This is a genomic window from Methylobacterium sp. J-068, from assembly GCF_022829445.1.
Taxonomy (GTDB): Bacteria; Pseudomonadota; Alphaproteobacteria; order Rhizobiales; family Beijerinckiaceae; genus Methylobacterium.
Window position 1 is genome coordinate 50527 of sequence record NZ_JAKSXY010000073.1, and the last position, 14833, is coordinate 65359.

Genomic DNA, 14833 nt, shown 5'->3' on the forward strand with positions numbered 1-14833 from the left:
GAGGAAGCCATGACCCAGGTGCTGGCGGTGGTGGGAGGCGGGGATCAGGGCCTGCACGCGGTGCTGGCCGGGGCGGCCCTGCGCAAGGCGGCCGAGCGGCGCCGGCAGGCCGTCGAGGTGGAACTGCGCGGCAAGGGCGTCGGCGGCAACCCGCTCAGCGCCCGCGCGATCCAGGGCGCCGACGCGGTGCTGCTCATCGGCGAAGGCGATCTCGGCGAGGCCCGGTTCGGGGCGATGCGCCGGGCCAAGATCCGGATCGAGGACGTGCTCACCGACGCCCACGCGGTGCTCGACCGCGTCCTCTCCGGCGAGGCCGGCGGCGCGCCCGCGGCGAACGCACCCAAACGAATCGTCGCGATCACGTCCTGCCCCACCGGCATCGCCCACACCTTCATGGCGGCCGAGGGCATCCAGGCGGCCGCGCAGGCGCTGGGCCACGACGTCCGGGTGGAGACGCAAGGGTCGGTCGGCGCCCGCGACGCGCTCACGGCCGAGGAGATCGCGGCGGCCGACATCGTGCTGATCGCCGCCGATACCGGGGTCGACCGGGCGCGCTTTGCCGGCAAGCGCCTCTACGCCACCAACACGAAGGCGGCGATCCGCGACGGCAAGGGCCTGATCGCCACGGCCCTGGCCGAAGCCGAGGTCCATCGGGGCGAGGCCGGCACCGAGGGGCCGGCGCGTCCGGCCGCCGCCGAGAAGAAGGCCGGCGCCTACAAGCACCTGATGACCGGCGTCTCGTTCATGCTGCCCTTCGTGGTGGCGGGCGGCCTGCTCATCGCGCTCGCCTTCGCCTTCGGCGGCATCGACGCGATGAAGCCCGAGCATGCCGGCTCCCTCGGCTTCGTGCTGGGCGAGATCGGCGCCAAGGCGGCCTTCGCCCTGATCGTGCCGGCGCTCGCCGGCTACATCGCCTATTCCATCGCGGACCGGCCCGGCATCGCCCCCGGCATGATCGGCGGCATGCTGGCGGCCAATCTCCAGGCCGGCTTCCTCGGCGGCATCGCGGCCGGCTTCATCGCCGGCTACGCCACGGCCTTCCTGAACAAGCATATCCGGCTCCACAAGAACCTGGAGGGACTGAAGCCCGTCCTGATCCTGCCCCTGCTCGCCACCACGATCACCGGACTGCTGATGGTCTACGTGATCGGCGTGCCGGTGGCGGCGATCCTCGCCGCCCTGACGGAGTGGCTGAAGGGCATGCAGGGCACGAGCGCGGTGGTGCTCGGCCTCGTGCTCGGCGGCATGATGGCGCTCGACATGGGCGGCCCCGTCAACAAGGCGGCCTACGCCTCCTCGGCCGCGCTGATCGCCTCCGGCGTCACGGCTCCGATGGCGGCGGTGATGATCGGCGGCATGACGCCCCCGCTCGGCATCGCGCTCGCCACCCGCCTGTTCCCGGCCCGCTTCTCCAAGCCCGAGCGCGAGGCCGGCGGCGCGGCGGCCGTGCTCGGCGCGGCCTTCATCACCGAGGGCGCGATTCCCTTCGCGGCGGCCGACCCCTTGCGGGTCATCCCCTCGATGGTGGTGGGCTCGAGCCTCGCCGGCGCCATCGCGCTGAGCCTCGGCGTCGAGATCAAGGTGCCCCATGGCGGCCTGTTCATTCTGCCGATCCCCAACGCGGTGACGAACCTGCCAGGCGCGCTGATCGCGCTGGTGGCCGGCACGGTGGTGACGGGACTTCTGGTCGGGCTCCTGAAGAATCGGGCCGCCTGACGAACGGCGCACCCCCGAACGCAACACGGACCTTACCCGGCACGAAGACCGGCCACGCGAACACGACCGATTTCAGGGGACGACAGATGGGCAAGACTTTGAGAGCGGCCGCGACCGGCCTCGGCCTGGCGACGCTGGCACTCGCACCGGACGCCTGGGCGCAGGCGACCGGCGCGGCCGAGACCGGCCTCGGCGTGCCGGAGACGGTGCAGCGCCCGGCCCTGCGGCGGCCCCAGCGCCGGGCGACGCCGCCCGACGGGCAGGGCTTTGCCGGGGCCGACAGCGCGGCGGGGGCCGCCGACACGCTGGGCCAGACCGCGACGCCCCCGACCCTGCCGGCCGGCACGTTCGACCTCGGCAACGGCCTTAGCCTGCTCGCCAACTACACGGGTCAGGCGGCGGCCAACCCCATCGGCGGCATCCGCCAGGGCGGCGCCTATGCGGGACAGGTGTTCTTCGGCATCGACGCCGACCTGAACCGCCTCGCCGGCATCCAGGGCGGCGCGCTGCACATCGCGGTGACGAACCGGCACGGCAACAGCCTCGCCGACCGGTACATCGGCAACAACACCTCGGTGCAGGAGATCTTCGGCGGCGGTCAGACGACCCGGCTCACCCTGCTCAGCTACGAACAGAAGCTGTTCGACGATCGTCTGATCGTCGAGTTCGGCCGGCTGGTGGCGAACATCGCCTTCCTGAATTCGCCGGTCTACTGCAACTTCCAATCCAACTCCGCCTGCGGCAACCCGACCTTCGTGTTCAAGACCTCGAACTTCACGTTCTGGCCGGTCTCGAGCTGGGGCGCGCACGCCAAGGCCTGGCTCACCGACCGGGTCTTCGTCCATGCGGGCGTGTACGAGGTGAACCCGCGCCACCAGCAGCTCGGCGACAACGGCCTCGACTTCTCGACGCGGGGCGCCACCGGCGCGATCCTGCCGTTCGAGCTCGGTTACTCCACCACCTTCGCCAACGATCCCCTGCCCCGGAACTACGGCATCGGCGGCTGGTACGACGCCTCCGACTACGCCGACCCGGTGCGCGACGTCACGGGAGGGCGCTCGGTGCTGACGGGGCTCGCGCCCGCCACCCGCTTCGGGCGCTCGGGCGTCTATGCCCGCTTCGACCAGATGGTCTGGCGGCCCGACCCCGCCGGCATCCAGGGCCTGACCCTGTTCGGCGTCGCCATGGCGGGCACCTCGGGGCGCCTCGTGGAGGATTACTTCCTGGAGATCGGCGCGCTGCAGACCGGCACCTTCGCGGGCCGGCCCTTCGACACGGTGGGCTTCGTGATCAACACCCAGAAGTTCTCGCCCCTGGCGCTCTCGAACATCGTGCTGGCGCAGAACGGCCTCGGGATAGACCGGACCATCCCGCGCCAGCAGATCATGATGGAGCTGAACTACGGCATCCAGGTCGCGCCCTCGGTGCGGCTGACGCCGAACCTCCAGTACATCATCAACCCGGACCAGACCCGCTTTCCCTATTACCGCAAGAACATCCCCGACGCCTTCGTCATCGGCGCCAAGCTCTCGGTGGACCTGTTCACGCTGGCGGGGCTGGCGAAGGGGCCGGGGCAGTAGGGCTTTACCGTGCGATCCCGCTAATCCGTCGTGCGCTCGAAGGTGACGATGCTGCGGGTCTCGCCCTGGTCGGCCCAGTTCGGCATCACGCGCCAGGGGGTGAGGACGCGCAGGCGGTCTCCCTCGAAGGCGAAGGTGCGGGTCTGCTCGGTGCCGACCCATTTCGGGTCCCAGGCCGCGTCGAGCTTCGCGGTCCAGCGGTCCCCCTCGAGGGTGACCTTGCCGGTGTAGGAGACGAGCGTCTTCATCAGCGCGGCCCGCTCGGCATCGGTCTCGGCGGGCTTGCGCCCCTCCCCCGTGAGCAGGAAGAAGACCCGGTTCTCCGGGGTGAAATAGGCGTAGCCGGTGGGGTGCTCGCCCATCACCGGCTGCTTCTTGCCGTCCGCGCGGACCTCGACCTCGTAGGAGACCAGCTTCCACAGCCCCTTCAGGCTGGCCGGCGTCTCGGCCCGGGCCGGCCCTGAGAGCAGGCCGGCCGTGGCGAGGGTGGCCAGGATCGTCGTCGTGCGCGTCCGCATATCCGTGTCTCTCCCTGAAGGTGCGTGCCGCACCGTCCCTGCCCGCCGCGGGATGGGGTCCGGGCGCCCGCCCGCCGATTGTCTCGGCCCGACAGGCATAGGGCGTTTCCAGGATCGGGGGAGCCGGATCGGAGCGCTGAGACGGGTCCCGCAACGACAGAGAGCCGGTTCCGTCTCACCGGAACCGGCTCTCGGGAGCGATCGGGCCTGTCGGCTCAGTGGACGAGGATCTTGGACAGGAAGTTCTGCGCGCGCTCGGAGCGGGCATTGCCGAAGAAATCGTCCTTCGTGGCGTCTTCGACGATCTCGCCCTTGTCCATGAAGATGACGCGGTTGGCGACCTTGCGGGCAAAGCCCATCTCGTGGGTCACGCACATCATGGTCATGCCCTCGCGGGCGAGCTGGACCATGACGTCGAGCACCTCGCCGACCATCTCGGGGTCGAGGGCCGAGGTCGGCTCGTCGAACAGCATCACCACCGGGTTCATGGCGAGGGCGCGGGCGATGGCCACGCGCTGCTGCTGGCCGCCGGAGAGCTGGCCCGGAAACTTCTTGGCGTGCGCCGAGAGGCCGACCCGGTCGAGCAGCGCCAGGCCGGTCTTGAGGGCCGTGTCCGTATCGCGCTTGAGCACCTTGGTCTGAGCGAGCGTCAGGTTGTCGGTGATCGACAGGTGCGGGAACAGCTCGAAGTGCTGGAACACCATGCCGACGCGGGCGCGCAGCTTCGGCAGGTTGGTCTTCTTGTCGTGGACGGGCGTGCCGTCGACCACGATCTCACCCTTCTGGAAGGGTTCGAGGGCGTTGACACACTTGATCAGGGTCGACTTGCCCGAGCCTGACGGCCCGCACACCACCACCACCTCGCCCCGGTTCACGGCGGTGGTGCAGTCGGTGAGGACCTGGAAGTCGCCGTACCATTTGCTGACGGACTTCATCGTGATCATGGGGCCCGTGGTCTCGGGGGCCTGCGCGGTGTTCAGCGACGTGGTCATGGGTAAGGAATCCTCGGATCGGATGCGGCGGCGACGTCACGACAAGGGGGATGTCCGGCGTCAGCGAATGATGGCGATCTTCTTCTGCAGGTGGCGCACGGCCATGGAGGCGACGAAGCAGACCGCGAAGTAGACCACGGCCGCGAACAGGTACATTTCGACGAGGCGGCCGTCGCGCTGGGCGATCTTGGAGGCCGCGCCCAGGAAGTCGGTGATCGAGAGCACGTAGACCAGCGAGGTGTCCTGGAACAGCACGATGGTCTGGGTCAGCAGGATCGGCGTCATGTTGCGGAAGACCTGGGGCAGGATCACGCTGCGCATCGAGGCGAAGTAGGTCAGGCCGAGAGCGGAAGCGGCCGCCGCCTGCCCCTTGGGGATCGACTGGATGCCGGCGCGCATGATCTCGGAGAAGTAGGCCGCCTCGAACAGCGTGAAGGTCACGAGCGACGAGGTGAAGGCGCCCACGCTCATCGGCCGGTCGGCGCCGGTCACCCACTGCCCGAGATAGGGCACCAGGAAGTAGAACCAGAAGATCACCAGCACGAGGGGCAGCGACCGCATCAGGTTGACGTAGCCCTTGGCCACCAGCGGGATCACCGGCAGGCTGGAGAGCCGCATCATGGCGATGAGGGTGCCGAGCACGATGCCGCCGAAGGCGGCGAGCGCCGTCAGCGTCAGGGTGAAGCGCATGCCGTCGAGGAAGAGGTACGGCAGCGCGGAGGTGATGACGGAGAAATCGAAATTCGAGAGCATCGGGAGCTATCCTTGAAACGGAGACGCGAAGGATGGCCCCTCAGCGGTGGCCCGGTACGGCGACGCGGCGCTCGATCCAGCCGGAGGTGAAGATCACCACGATGTTGATGAGGACGTAGAGGATCGTGGCGGCGGTGAAGGCCTCGAAGACCTGGAACGAGAATTCCTGCATGGCGCGGGCCCGCGCGGTGAGTTCGAGCAGGCCGATGGTCAGCGCCACGGAGGTGTTCTTGAGGTTGTTCAGGAATTCCGAGGTGAGCGGCGGCAGGATCATCCGGTAGGCGTTGGGCAGCAGCACGTAGCGGTAGGTCTGGCTCACGGTCAGGCCCATGGCGGTGCCGGCGTTCTTCTGTCCGCGCGGCAGGGCCTGGATACCGGCGCGGACCTGCTCGGCGACGCGGGAGGCCGTGAAGAAGCCGAGGCACACCACCGCCGTGTAGAAGGGCGCGTTGGGCAGTTGCTTGATCCAGCCGCCCCAGGACTCGGGCAGTACTTCCGGCAGGACGAAGTACCAGAGGAACATCTGCACCAGCAGCGGGATGTTGCGGAACAGCTCGACATAGGCCGTGCCGATGGCGTTGGCGGGCTTCGAGGGCAGCGTGCGCATGACGCCGATGAGGGAGCCGAGGAAGAACGCGATCACCCAGGCGCAGAGTGCCGTCACCACCGTCCAGAGCAGGCCGGAGAGCAGCATGTCCGCGTAGGTGCCGGTGCCTTCCGGGGACGCTTCGAAGAAGATGCCCCAGTTCCAGTTGTAATTCATCGCGTCCTGGTCCCCTGTCGTCGGGCGTACGGGCGGGCGCCCGCGGAATGTGGCGGTGCTGTGTCGGACAGTGCCGAGACCTTGACCAGAAGGTCCAGGGCTTCGGAGCCCACGCCGCCATCGCGCACTGACATTTCCCAAGGTTTGCCGCTTTTCGAGGCAGATTTGGGCTCGACACGCGCGACGACGCGCGCTCCGCCGGAAGCGGAGGCGTCGTCGGCAATCGGTCGAGAAGAATCGGCGCGGGGGCGAGGCATCTGTGGCGCCCGCCTAGCATCATCCGGACCAGAGCCTGCGCTTGTCCGGCCCGGAGGACGTCGTGACGCGTCAGGCGCGGGCCGGCACCGCGGCGGGCTTCGCGGCGGGCCGGCCGAGACTGAGGATCAGCAGGGCGGCCGCGAGGCAGAGCGCCCCGGCGGCGAAGAAGGCCGGCAGGTAGCTCGACAGGGCCGTGCGGGAGAGCCCGGCGCCGTAGGCGATGGCGGCCGCACCCAGCTGGTGCCCGGCAAAGACCCAGCCGAAGACGAGGTTGGCACGCTCGCGCCCGAACCGCGCCGCCGTCAGGCGCACGGTCGGCGGCACCGTGGCGATCCAGTCGAGGCCGTAGAACACAGCGAACAGCGACAGGCCGACGAAGGAGAAGTCCGAGAACGGCAGGAACATCAGCGAGAGGCCGCGCAGGCCGTAGTACCAGAACAGGAGCCAGCGGTTGTCGTAGCGGTCCGAGAGCCAGCCCGAGGCGACCGTGCCGACGAAGTCGAACACGCCCATCATGGCGAGCACGCTGGCGCCCTGGACCGGGCCGATGCCGTAATCGGCGCAGAGCGGGATGAAGTGGGTCTGGATCAGCCCGTTGGTGCTGGCGCCGCAGATGAAGAAGGTGGCGAACAGCACCCAGAACACCCGCGTGCCGGCGGCCTCTCGCAGAGCCGCGATCGCACCGCCGGCACTCGGGCCCGGCACGCTCCGAGCGGAGGCCGGCGCCGTCTCGCCGTAAGGCACCAGTCCGAGATCCTCCGGCCGGTCACGCATCAGCGCGAGCACGGCCAGAGCCGCCGTGAGGAGAAGCCCGCAGATGACCAGGAGCGCGGCGCGCCAGCCCAGGGCCTCGGTGAGCGCGGCGAGCAGGGGCAGTACGACGAGCTGGCCCGTGGCCGAGCTCGCGGTGAGCAGCCCGACGACGAGGCCGCGCCGGTGCGAGAACCAGCGCGTCGCCACGGTGGCGCCGAGGACCAGGGCCGTGAGCCCCGTGCCGATGCCGACCACCACGCCCCAGAGCAGCACGAGCTGCCAGACTTCGGTCATCCCGAGGGACGCCAGGAGGCCGCTCGCGATCAGTGCGAGGGCGAGGAGCACGATCCGGCGCGGGCCGTAGCGGTTCATCAGGGCGGCGGCGAAGGGGCCCATCAGGCCGAACAGGACGAGGCGGACGGCCAGGGCCGAGCCGATCGTCGCCGTGTCCCAGCCGAATTCCCGCTGGAGCGGCAGGATCAGCACGCCGGGCGCGCCGACCGCGCCCGCCGTCACCAGCATCGTCAGGAAGGTCGTGGCGGCGACGGCCCAGCCGTAATGGATGCCCCGGCGAGCGAGGCCGGCCGCGACCGCGTCGGACAGGCGAAGGGTGGAGTGCATGGCCATGCCGATTCGCTCCGAGGCGCCGCGTTCCGCCGACGCCCTCGCTTGAATAGGCGCATATGCACGTGTAAGACAAGCCCAAGATAGGACAAACCCAAGAATTGGCCCGATGCAGCGCCGGAGTGTTCCGTGGCCGAGCTCTCACCCCGATCCGTCACCTGCCACTGCAACGCGATCCGCCAGGGCGCCCGGCAGGTGACGCAGTTCTACGACCGGCATCTCGCCCCGGCGGGCCTGCGCACGTCGCAATATTCGATGCTGGTGGGCCTGCGACGGCTCGGACCGATCTCGATCAACGGGTTCGCCGACGCGATGGCGATGGATCGCACCACGATGGGCCGGGCGCTGAAGCCCCTGGAGCGCGACGGTCTCCTGGCCGTCGGCCCGGGTCCGAACGGGCGCACGCGAGCCCTCGACCTCACCGAGGCGGGCCGCCGCCGCATCACCGAGGCCGAGCCCCTCTGGCGCACGGCGCAGACGGCGTTCGAGGCACGCTACGGCGCGGCGGACGCGGCGCGGCTTTGCGACGCCCTGGCGCGGGTCGTCCAGGCGGTGTGAGCCTCACGCCTTGCGCGGGCGCGCACCGAAGATCGCCGTCCCGACGCGGACATGCGTCGCGCCCATCTGGATCGCGGCCGGGTAATCGGCACTCATCCCCATCGAGAGGATCGGCAGGTTGTGGGCTTCCGCGATCCGGGCGAGCAGGGCGAAATGCGCCGAGGGCGGGGCCTCGGCGGGGGGGATGCACATCAGCCCCTGGATCGCGAGGCCGTGCGTCTCGCGGCACTCGGAGAGCAATGTATCGACCTGAGACGGGGAGACCCCGCCCTTCTGCGGCTCGTCGCCGGTGTTCACCTGGATCAGGAGTTTCGGCGTCCGCCCGACCCGCTCGATCTCCTTGGCGAGGGCGGCCGCCAGGGAGAGCCGGTCGAGGCCGTGGATCACGTCGAACAGCTCCACGGCTTCCCGCGCCTTGTTCGATTGCAGCGGACCGACGAGGTGGAGTTCGACATCCGGATAGCGCTCACGCAGCGCCGGCCACTTGGCCTTCGATTCCTGCACGTAGTTCTCACCGAACAGGCGCTGCCCGGCCTCCAGCGCCGGCAGGATGCCCTCGGCCGGAATCGTCTTCGACACCGCCACGAGGGCGACCGAGGCCGGATCGCGCTCGGCATCCTCCGCCGCCTGGCCGATCTGGTGGCGCACCGCCTCCAGCCCCGCCACGATGTCGGCGGCGTTGGCGGGAGCGTCGTCGGGAAATGTGTCGGCCATGGTGCCTCGGATCGGTCTGCCGGTGGGTTCGGCCCGGAACTACCATTCCGAACGCGGGGGGCAAGACGAGGCTCCAACACGAGGCTCCCGCGCTAGGCTCCCGCGCAAGGCGCCGGCCATGGCAGGAGCAGCCCTGCTCCGGAGCCGTGTTGACCCCTCCCCTTGCCGTGGTAGTCCGACCCTCAAATCCCCCGGCGAGCCCCACGCCCACGCGCGGCCCGCCCCTCACTCCTAGCGAACCCCGGCGCCCCGCCCCATGACCACGCCTTCGAGCCGCCCCCCTGCCCCCGAGCGCTACAACGCCAAGGAGACCGAGCCGCGCTGGCAGCAGGCCTGGGACGCGGCCGGGATCTATGCCACGCGCAACGACGATCCGCGCCCGAAATACTACGTGCTGGAGATGTTCCCCTACCCGTCGGGGCGCATCCACATGGGCCACGTGCGCAACTATGCGATGGGCGACGTGGTGGCCCGCTACAAGCGCGCGCGCGGCTTCAACGTGCTGCACCCGATGGGTTGGGACGCCTTTGGCCTGCCGGCCGAGAACGCCGCCATGGAGCGCAAGGTCAACCCGCGCGACTGGACCTACGCCAACATCGCCACCATGCGGGGCCAGTTGCAGAGCATGGGCCTGTCGCTGGACTGGAGCCGCGAGATCGCGACCTGCGATCCCGACTACTACAAGCACCAGCAGCGCATGTTCCTCGACTTCCTCGACAAGGGGCTGGTGACGCGCCGCACCGCGAAGGTGAACTGGGACCCCGTCGACCACACCGTGCTCGCCAACGAGCAGGTCATCGACGGGCGCGGCTGGCGCTCGGGCGCCCTCGTCGAGCAGCGCGAACTGACCCAGTGGTTCTTCAAGATCACCGACTTCGCGCAGGACCTTTTCGATGCACTCGACGGCCTGGAGCGCTGGCCGGAAAAAGTTCGCGTGATGCAGAAGAACTGGATCGGCCGCTCGGAAGGGCTCGAGGTCCGCTTCGCCATCGATGCGCCACCGGCCGATCTGGCTCCGGAGATCAAGGTCTACACCACGCGTCCCGACACCCTGTTCGGCGCGAAGTTCCTGGCCATCGCCGCCGATCACCCCGTCGCGGCCGCCCTCGCGCCCGCGCGGCCCGCGCTTCAGACCTTCATCGAGGAATGCCGCCGCACGGGCACGGCCCAGGCCGCCATCGACACCGCCGAGAAGCTCGGGTTCGACACCGGGCTCAAGGTGCGCCACCCCCTCGACCCGTCCTGGCTGCTGCCCGTCTACGTCGCGAATTTCGTGCTGATGGAGTACGGCACCGGCGCCGTCTTCGGCTGCCCGGCCCACGACCAGCGCGACCTCGACTTCTCCAACAAGTACGGCCTGGGCAACACGCCCGTGGTCTGCCCGGAGGACCAGGACGCGGCGAGCTTCGTCGTCACGGACAGCGCCTATGACGGCGACGGCCGGATGATCAACTCACGCTTCCTCGACGATATGACCACGCAGGAAGCCTTCCACGCGGTCGCCAACCGCCTGGAGACCGAGATCCTGGACGGGGAGCCCGTGGCGCAGCGCAAGGTGCAGTTCCGCCTGCGCGACTGGGGCGTCTCGCGCCAGCGCTACTGGGGCTGCCCGATCCCGATCATCCACTGCGAGTCCTGCGGCCCCGTGCCGGTGCCGGTGGCCGATCTGCCGGTGAAGCTGCCCGAGACGGTGTCGTTCGACGTGCCCGGCAACCCGCTGGAGCGCGACCATGCCTGGCGCAACGTCCCCTGCCCCACCTGCGGCCAACCCGCGCGGCGCGAGACTGACACCATGGACACCTTCGTGGACTCGTCCTGGTACTACGCGCGCTTCACCGCGCCCTGGCTGCAGGACGCGCCCACCGACCGCGCGGCGGTCGATCAGTGGCTCGCCGTCGACCAGTATATCGGCGGCATCGAGCACGCGATCCTGCACCTGCTCTACGCGCGCTTCTTCATGCGGGCGATGAAGGCCACCGACTGGTCCGGCGTGTCCGAGCCGTTCGACGGCCTCTTCACCCAAGGCATGGTCGTCCACGAAACCTACAAGGACGCGACCGGCGCCTGGGTGCCGCCTGCCGACATCCGCATCGCGGCCGAGTCCGGGACGCGCGAGGCGTTTCACGTGAAAACGGCGGAGCCGATCACGATCGGCGCCATCGAGAAGATGTCGAAGTCGAAGAAGAACGTCGTCGATCCGGACGACATCATCGCGAGCTACGGCGCCGATACCGCGCGCTGGTTCATGCTCTCCGACTCGCCCCCCGAGCGCGACGTGATCTGGACCGAGGACGGCGTGCAGGGTGCCGCGCGCTTCGTGCAGCGCGTCTGGCGCCTCATCTCACTGGCCGTCGCCGTCGAGGACGGTTCGAGCGCGGGGGATGCGGCCCTGCGCAAGGCCGCGCACAAGGCCCTGGCCTCCGTCGAGGAGGATGTGGAGCGGTTGCGCTTCAACCGTTGCGTCGCGCATGTCTACACCCTCGCCAACGCCCTGGACGAGGCCCTGCGCGGTGGCGTCTCCCCGATGGTCGCGGCGGAAGCCGCCGGCATCCTGACGCAACTGATCGCTCCGATGATGCCCCACCTCGCGGAGGAGTGCTGGCAAGCCCTCGGGCGCGAGGGTCTGGCCGCACAGGCCGCCTGGCCGACGGTCGAGCGCGCCCTTCTGGTCGAGGACGAGGTGACGCTGCCGGTTCAGCTCAACGGCAAGAAGCGGGCGGACGTCACCGTTCCGCGCAGCGCCGACACTGCGGCGGTGCAGGCCCTCGTGCTGGCCGACGAGGCGGTTCAGAAGGCCCTGGAAGGGCGCGCGCCGAAGAAGGTGATCGTGGTTCAGGGCCGGATCGTGAACCTCGTCGTCTAGGACAGCACTGCACCATGATCCTGCCGGATAGGGATCGTAAAGCTTAGGCGGATTAGGCTGTCGCCGGACTTATTGGGCTGTCGTCGGACTTCGGTTCGCCGTACAGAGCGGGCGGTACGAGCAAGCGGGATTGCGGCGGGCATGATGCGTCTGGCATTGAGAGTGGCAGCGGGCGAACGTGTCCGCCGGGCGGCGCGCGTGGCCCTGGTCTCGGCGCTGGCGCTCAACCTCTCCGCCTGCTTCCGTCCACTCTACGGCCCCACCGCCTCTGGCGAGCCGATGGCGGCCCTGCTGGCATCGGTTCAGGTCGACGACGTGCTGATGGCGCAAGGGCAGGAGCGCCTGGGGCATTACCTGCGCAGCGAGCTGATCTTCGATCTCGACGGCTCGGGCCAGACCGCGCCCAAGCGCTACCGCCTCAAGATGCAGGGCAGCGAATCGGTGCAGACCCCGATCGTGTCCTCGCAGACCGGGCGCGCCGAGGCGGGCACGATCGTGGGCACGATCAAGTACGCGCTGGAGGACTTGAGCGGAACGAAGATCATCAGCGAGGGCGTGGCCACATCGACGGCGACCTACGATCGCTCGATCCAGCGCTTCGCCAGCCTGCGCGCCGCGCGCGACGCCGAGATCCGGCTCGCCAAGGTCCTGGCGGAACAGATCAAGACGCGCATCGCCTCGGTGCTGGTGACCAAGCCCTGAGGGTAGCGGCTCTGGGAAGCGCAGCATGACCGCGGTCAAGGCCGGCGATGTCGACGCCCTGATCCGGCGCGGGCCCGATCCACGCATCGCCATCCTGCTCGTCTACGGGCCCGATACCGGGCTCGTCTTCCAGCGGGCCAAGGCCCTGGCGGAAGCCTATGTCCAGGACCCCGGCGATCCGTTCGCGATGGTCAAGATCGACGGCGACGTGCTGGCGCAGGACCCGGGGCGCCTCGTCGACGAGGCCGGCACGGTCGGGCTCTTCGGAGGCAACCGCACCATCTGGGTTCGCGCGGGCAGCCGCAACTACGCGCCCGCGATCGAGGCCGCGCTGAAGGCCGAGATCACCAACGCGCGCATCGTCGTGGAAGGGGGCGATCTCGGCAAGTCCGCGCCGCTGCGCACGCTCTGCGAGAAGTCTCCGAAGGCGCTCGCCCTCCCCTGCTATCCCGACGATGACCGGGCGCTCGCCGACCTCATCGACCGAACGCTTGGGGAGCAGGGCCTGCGCATCGCCCGCGATGCCCGCGACGTCCTGGCCGCGAGCCTCGGCGGCGACCGGGGCGCCAGCCTGTCGGAGATCGAGAAGCTCGCGCTCTACGCCCGTGACCAGGGCGCGGTCAGCCTCGACGACGTCGAGGCGATCGTCAGCGATGTGGCCGGCAGCGTCCTGAACTCCCTGATCGACGCCGCCTTCGCGGGACGCAGCGGCGAGGTCGAGCGCGACTACCGGCGCTTTCGCCACGAGGGCATGGACCCCTCGGTGATGCTGGGCTCGGCCCTGCGCCACGCTCTCACCCTGCTGGCGACGCGCGTGGCCGGTGAGGGCCAGAGCCCCGGGCAGATGGTGGCGAACTGGCGCGGGCTGCATTTCCGGCGCAAAGCCCTCGTGGAAACGCAGCTCTCACGCTGGTCCCCGCAGGCCCTGCGCCACGCGGTCCAGCTGTTGCAGGACTCGGTGCTGGCCTGCCGCCGGGCAGACCCGGAACTGGCGCATGCGCATGCGTCGAGCGCGCTGCTGCGCATCGCCACCGAGGCCGCCCGGCGGCGCTGAGCGAGACCGTCTCCGCTTCGATCGAGCGGAGACAGGATCAGGCCTCGGGCAGGCTCACCCGGAAGCGGCGGCACAGACCATCGAGCTCGGCCGCGTTCTCGTAGCGGATACGGATCTCGCCAGCGCCCGCCACCTTCGATTTCAGCGCGACGGTGACCCCGAGCGCGCGCGCCATGGCCTGCTCCAGGGTGCGGATCTCGGCGTCCTTCTCGGCGGCGCGGCGCGGCCGGCCGGGGCGGGGGCCATCCCCCTCCGGTACCTCGGCGGAGGCCAACGCCTCGACCTCGCGGACGGAGAGCCCCTCCTCCACGATCCGGCGCGCCACGGCCTCGGCATCCCGCACCGCCAGGAGCGCACGGGCATGGCCCGCCGTGATCTCACCCGCAATCACGCGATCCTGGATCGAGGGGGAGAGCTGAAGCAGGCGCAGGGTGTTGGCAAGGTGGCTGCGGCTCTTGCCGAGGATCTCGGCGAGTTCGCTCTGGCTGTACTGGAACTCGCTCATCAACCGCTCGTAGCCGGCGGCTTCCTCGATGGCGTTGAGATCCGTACGCTGGACGTTCTCGAGGATCGCGAATTCCAGCGAGGTCCGGTCGTCGATCTCGACGGTGACCACCGGCACGTCTGTGAGACCAGCGCGCTGGGCTGCGCGCCAACGCCGCTCGCCCGCCACGATCTCGAAAGTGTCGGGAACGCCAGCCAGCGCCCGAACCACGATGGGCTGGATGATGCCACGCAGCTTGATCGAGGCCGAGAGCTCGTCCAGATCGGCCTCGTTGAAGCGCCGGCGCGGATTGCGCGGGTTCGGGCGCAGGAACTCGACCGCAACCTTGCGCTGCGCCTGAGGTTTGCTCGCCTCCGCGTTGTCGTCGCCGAAATCGCCGATCAGGGCCGCGAGGCCACGCCCGAGCCGGGGCCGCACCACATCATCCGCCATCGCCACCTGCTTCAACTCCGGAACGCATCTAGGGGATCGAGCGAGGGC

General features: G+C 69.6%; 13 protein-coding genes. 6 read left to right on the forward strand and 7 right to left on the reverse strand.

Features of this window, described 5'->3' with window-relative positions; translation table 11 throughout:
• The first annotated feature begins 9 nt into the window (after positions 1–9).
• On the forward strand, positions 10–1716 hold the full coding sequence (locus MKK54_RS11300) for a fructose-specific PTS transporter subunit EIIC (protein WP_244010890.1): 1707 nt from the start codon (positions 10–12) through the stop codon (positions 1714–1716).
• 86 nt (positions 1717–1802) lie between these two features.
• Positions 1803–3296 carry a carbohydrate porin gene (locus MKK54_RS11305; RefSeq protein WP_244010891.1) on the forward strand — a complete coding sequence of 498 codons (1494 nt, stop codon included), beginning with the start codon at positions 1803–1805 and terminating at the stop codon, positions 3294–3296.
• Positions 3297–3316: 20 nt separating this feature from the next.
• Here MKK54_RS11305 and MKK54_RS11310 read toward each other — a convergent pair whose 3' ends face one another.
• The 5 genes from MKK54_RS11310 to MKK54_RS11330 form a co-directional block, all read right to left on the reverse strand.
• Complete coding sequence (locus tag MKK54_RS11310) at positions 3317–3814, reverse strand: lipocalin-like domain-containing protein (RefSeq protein WP_244010892.1); 498 nt, start codon at positions 3812–3814, stop codon at positions 3317–3319.
• Between the two features lie 215 nt (positions 3815–4029).
• Positions 4030–4758 (reverse strand): amino acid ABC transporter ATP-binding protein, encoded by a 729-nt coding sequence (locus MKK54_RS11315; protein WP_244010943.1) that lies wholly within the window; start codon positions 4756–4758, stop codon positions 4030–4032.
• Positions 4759–4866: 108 nt separating this feature from the next.
• Complete coding sequence (locus tag MKK54_RS11320) at positions 4867–5559, reverse strand: amino acid ABC transporter permease (RefSeq protein ID WP_244010893.1); 693 nt, start codon at positions 5557–5559, stop codon at positions 4867–4869.
• A 40-nt stretch (positions 5560–5599) separates the two neighbouring features.
• Positions 5600–6322, reverse strand: a complete 723-nt coding sequence (locus MKK54_RS11325) for an amino acid ABC transporter permease (protein ID WP_244010894.1) — start codon at positions 6320–6322, stop codon at positions 5600–5602.
• Between the two features lie 327 nt (positions 6323–6649).
• Complete coding sequence (locus tag MKK54_RS11330) at positions 6650–7960, reverse strand: MFS transporter (protein ID WP_244010895.1); 1311 nt, start codon at positions 7958–7960, stop codon at positions 6650–6652.
• A 126-nt stretch (positions 7961–8086) separates the two neighbouring features.
• Between MKK54_RS11330 and MKK54_RS11335 the strand changes: the two genes are divergently transcribed.
• On the forward strand, positions 8087–8515 hold the full coding sequence (locus MKK54_RS11335; protein ID WP_244010896.1) for a MarR family winged helix-turn-helix transcriptional regulator: 429 nt from the start codon (positions 8087–8089) through the stop codon (positions 8513–8515).
• Positions 8516–8518: 3 nt separating this feature from the next.
• On the opposite strand, the gene MKK54_RS11340 is transcribed toward MKK54_RS11335, so the two are convergent.
• Positions 8519–9229: a YggS family pyridoxal phosphate-dependent enzyme gene (locus MKK54_RS11340; RefSeq protein ID WP_244010897.1), complete on the reverse strand. Its 711-nt coding sequence runs from the start codon at positions 9227–9229 to the stop codon at positions 8519–8521.
• A gap of 256 nt (positions 9230–9485) precedes the next feature.
• On the opposite strand from MKK54_RS11340, the gene leuS reads away from it, so the two are divergent.
• The 3 genes from leuS (at position 9486) to holA (ending at position 13848) form a co-directional block, all read left to right on the forward strand.
• Positions 9486–12092 (forward strand): leucine--tRNA ligase, encoded by a 2607-nt coding sequence (gene leuS, locus MKK54_RS11345; protein WP_244010898.1) that lies wholly within the window; start codon positions 9486–9488, stop codon positions 12090–12092.
• A gap of 141 nt (positions 12093–12233) precedes the next feature.
• Positions 12234–12794: an LPS assembly lipoprotein LptE gene (lptE, locus tag MKK54_RS11350; protein WP_409564162.1), complete on the forward strand. Its 561-nt coding sequence runs from the start codon at positions 12234–12236 to the stop codon at positions 12792–12794.
• A 25-nt stretch (positions 12795–12819) separates the two neighbouring features.
• Positions 12820–13848: a DNA polymerase III subunit delta gene (holA, locus tag MKK54_RS11355; protein ID WP_244010899.1), complete on the forward strand. Its 1029-nt coding sequence runs from the start codon at positions 12820–12822 to the stop codon at positions 13846–13848.
• Positions 13849–13885: 37 nt separating this feature from the next.
• Here the strand turns inward: holA and MKK54_RS11360 are convergent, their stop codons facing one another.
• Positions 13886–14785, reverse strand: coding sequence for a ParB/RepB/Spo0J family partition protein (locus MKK54_RS11360; protein ID WP_244010947.1), 900 nt, complete (start codon positions 14783–14785; stop codon positions 13886–13888).
• Positions 14786–14833: the final 48 nt, after the last annotated feature.

Excerpts from the sequence above, each read along its gene's own strand:
- MKK54_RS11360 (WP_244010947.1), bottom strand. The coding sequence starts at position 14,785 with ATGGCGGATGATGTGGTGCGGCCCCGGCTCGGGCGTGGCCTCGCGGCC.
- MKK54_RS11340 (WP_244010897.1), bottom strand. The coding sequence starts at position 9,229 with ATGGCCGACACATTTCCCGACGACGCTCCCGCCAACGCCGCCGACATC.
- leuS (WP_244010898.1), top strand. The coding sequence starts at position 9,486 with ATGACCACGCCTTCGAGCCGCCCCCCTGCCCCCGAGCGCTACAACGCC.
- MKK54_RS11310 (WP_244010892.1), bottom strand. The coding sequence starts at position 3,814 with ATGCGGACGCGCACGACGACGATCCTGGCCACCCTCGCCACGGCCGGC.
- MKK54_RS11305 (WP_244010891.1), top strand. The coding sequence starts at position 1,803 with ATGGGCAAGACTTTGAGAGCGGCCGCGACCGGCCTCGGCCTGGCGACG.
- lptE (WP_409564162.1), top strand. The coding sequence starts at position 12,234 with ATGATGCGTCTGGCATTGAGAGTGGCAGCGGGCGAACGTGTCCGCCGG.
- MKK54_RS11300 (WP_244010890.1), top strand. The coding sequence starts at position 10 with ATGACCCAGGTGCTGGCGGTGGTGGGAGGCGGGGATCAGGGCCTGCAC.
- MKK54_RS11315 (WP_244010943.1), bottom strand. The coding sequence starts at position 4,758 with ATGATCACGATGAAGTCCGTCAGCAAATGGTACGGCGACTTCCAGGTC.
- MKK54_RS11325 (WP_244010894.1), bottom strand. The coding sequence starts at position 6,322 with ATGAATTACAACTGGAACTGGGGCATCTTCTTCGAAGCGTCCCCGGAA.
- MKK54_RS11330 (WP_244010895.1), bottom strand. The coding sequence starts at position 7,960 with ATGGCCATGCACTCCACCCTTCGCCTGTCCGACGCGGTCGCGGCCGGC.
- MKK54_RS11320 (WP_244010893.1), bottom strand. The coding sequence starts at position 5,559 with ATGCTCTCGAATTTCGATTTCTCCGTCATCACCTCCGCGCTGCCGTAC.
- holA (WP_244010899.1), top strand. The coding sequence starts at position 12,820 with ATGACCGCGGTCAAGGCCGGCGATGTCGACGCCCTGATCCGGCGCGGG.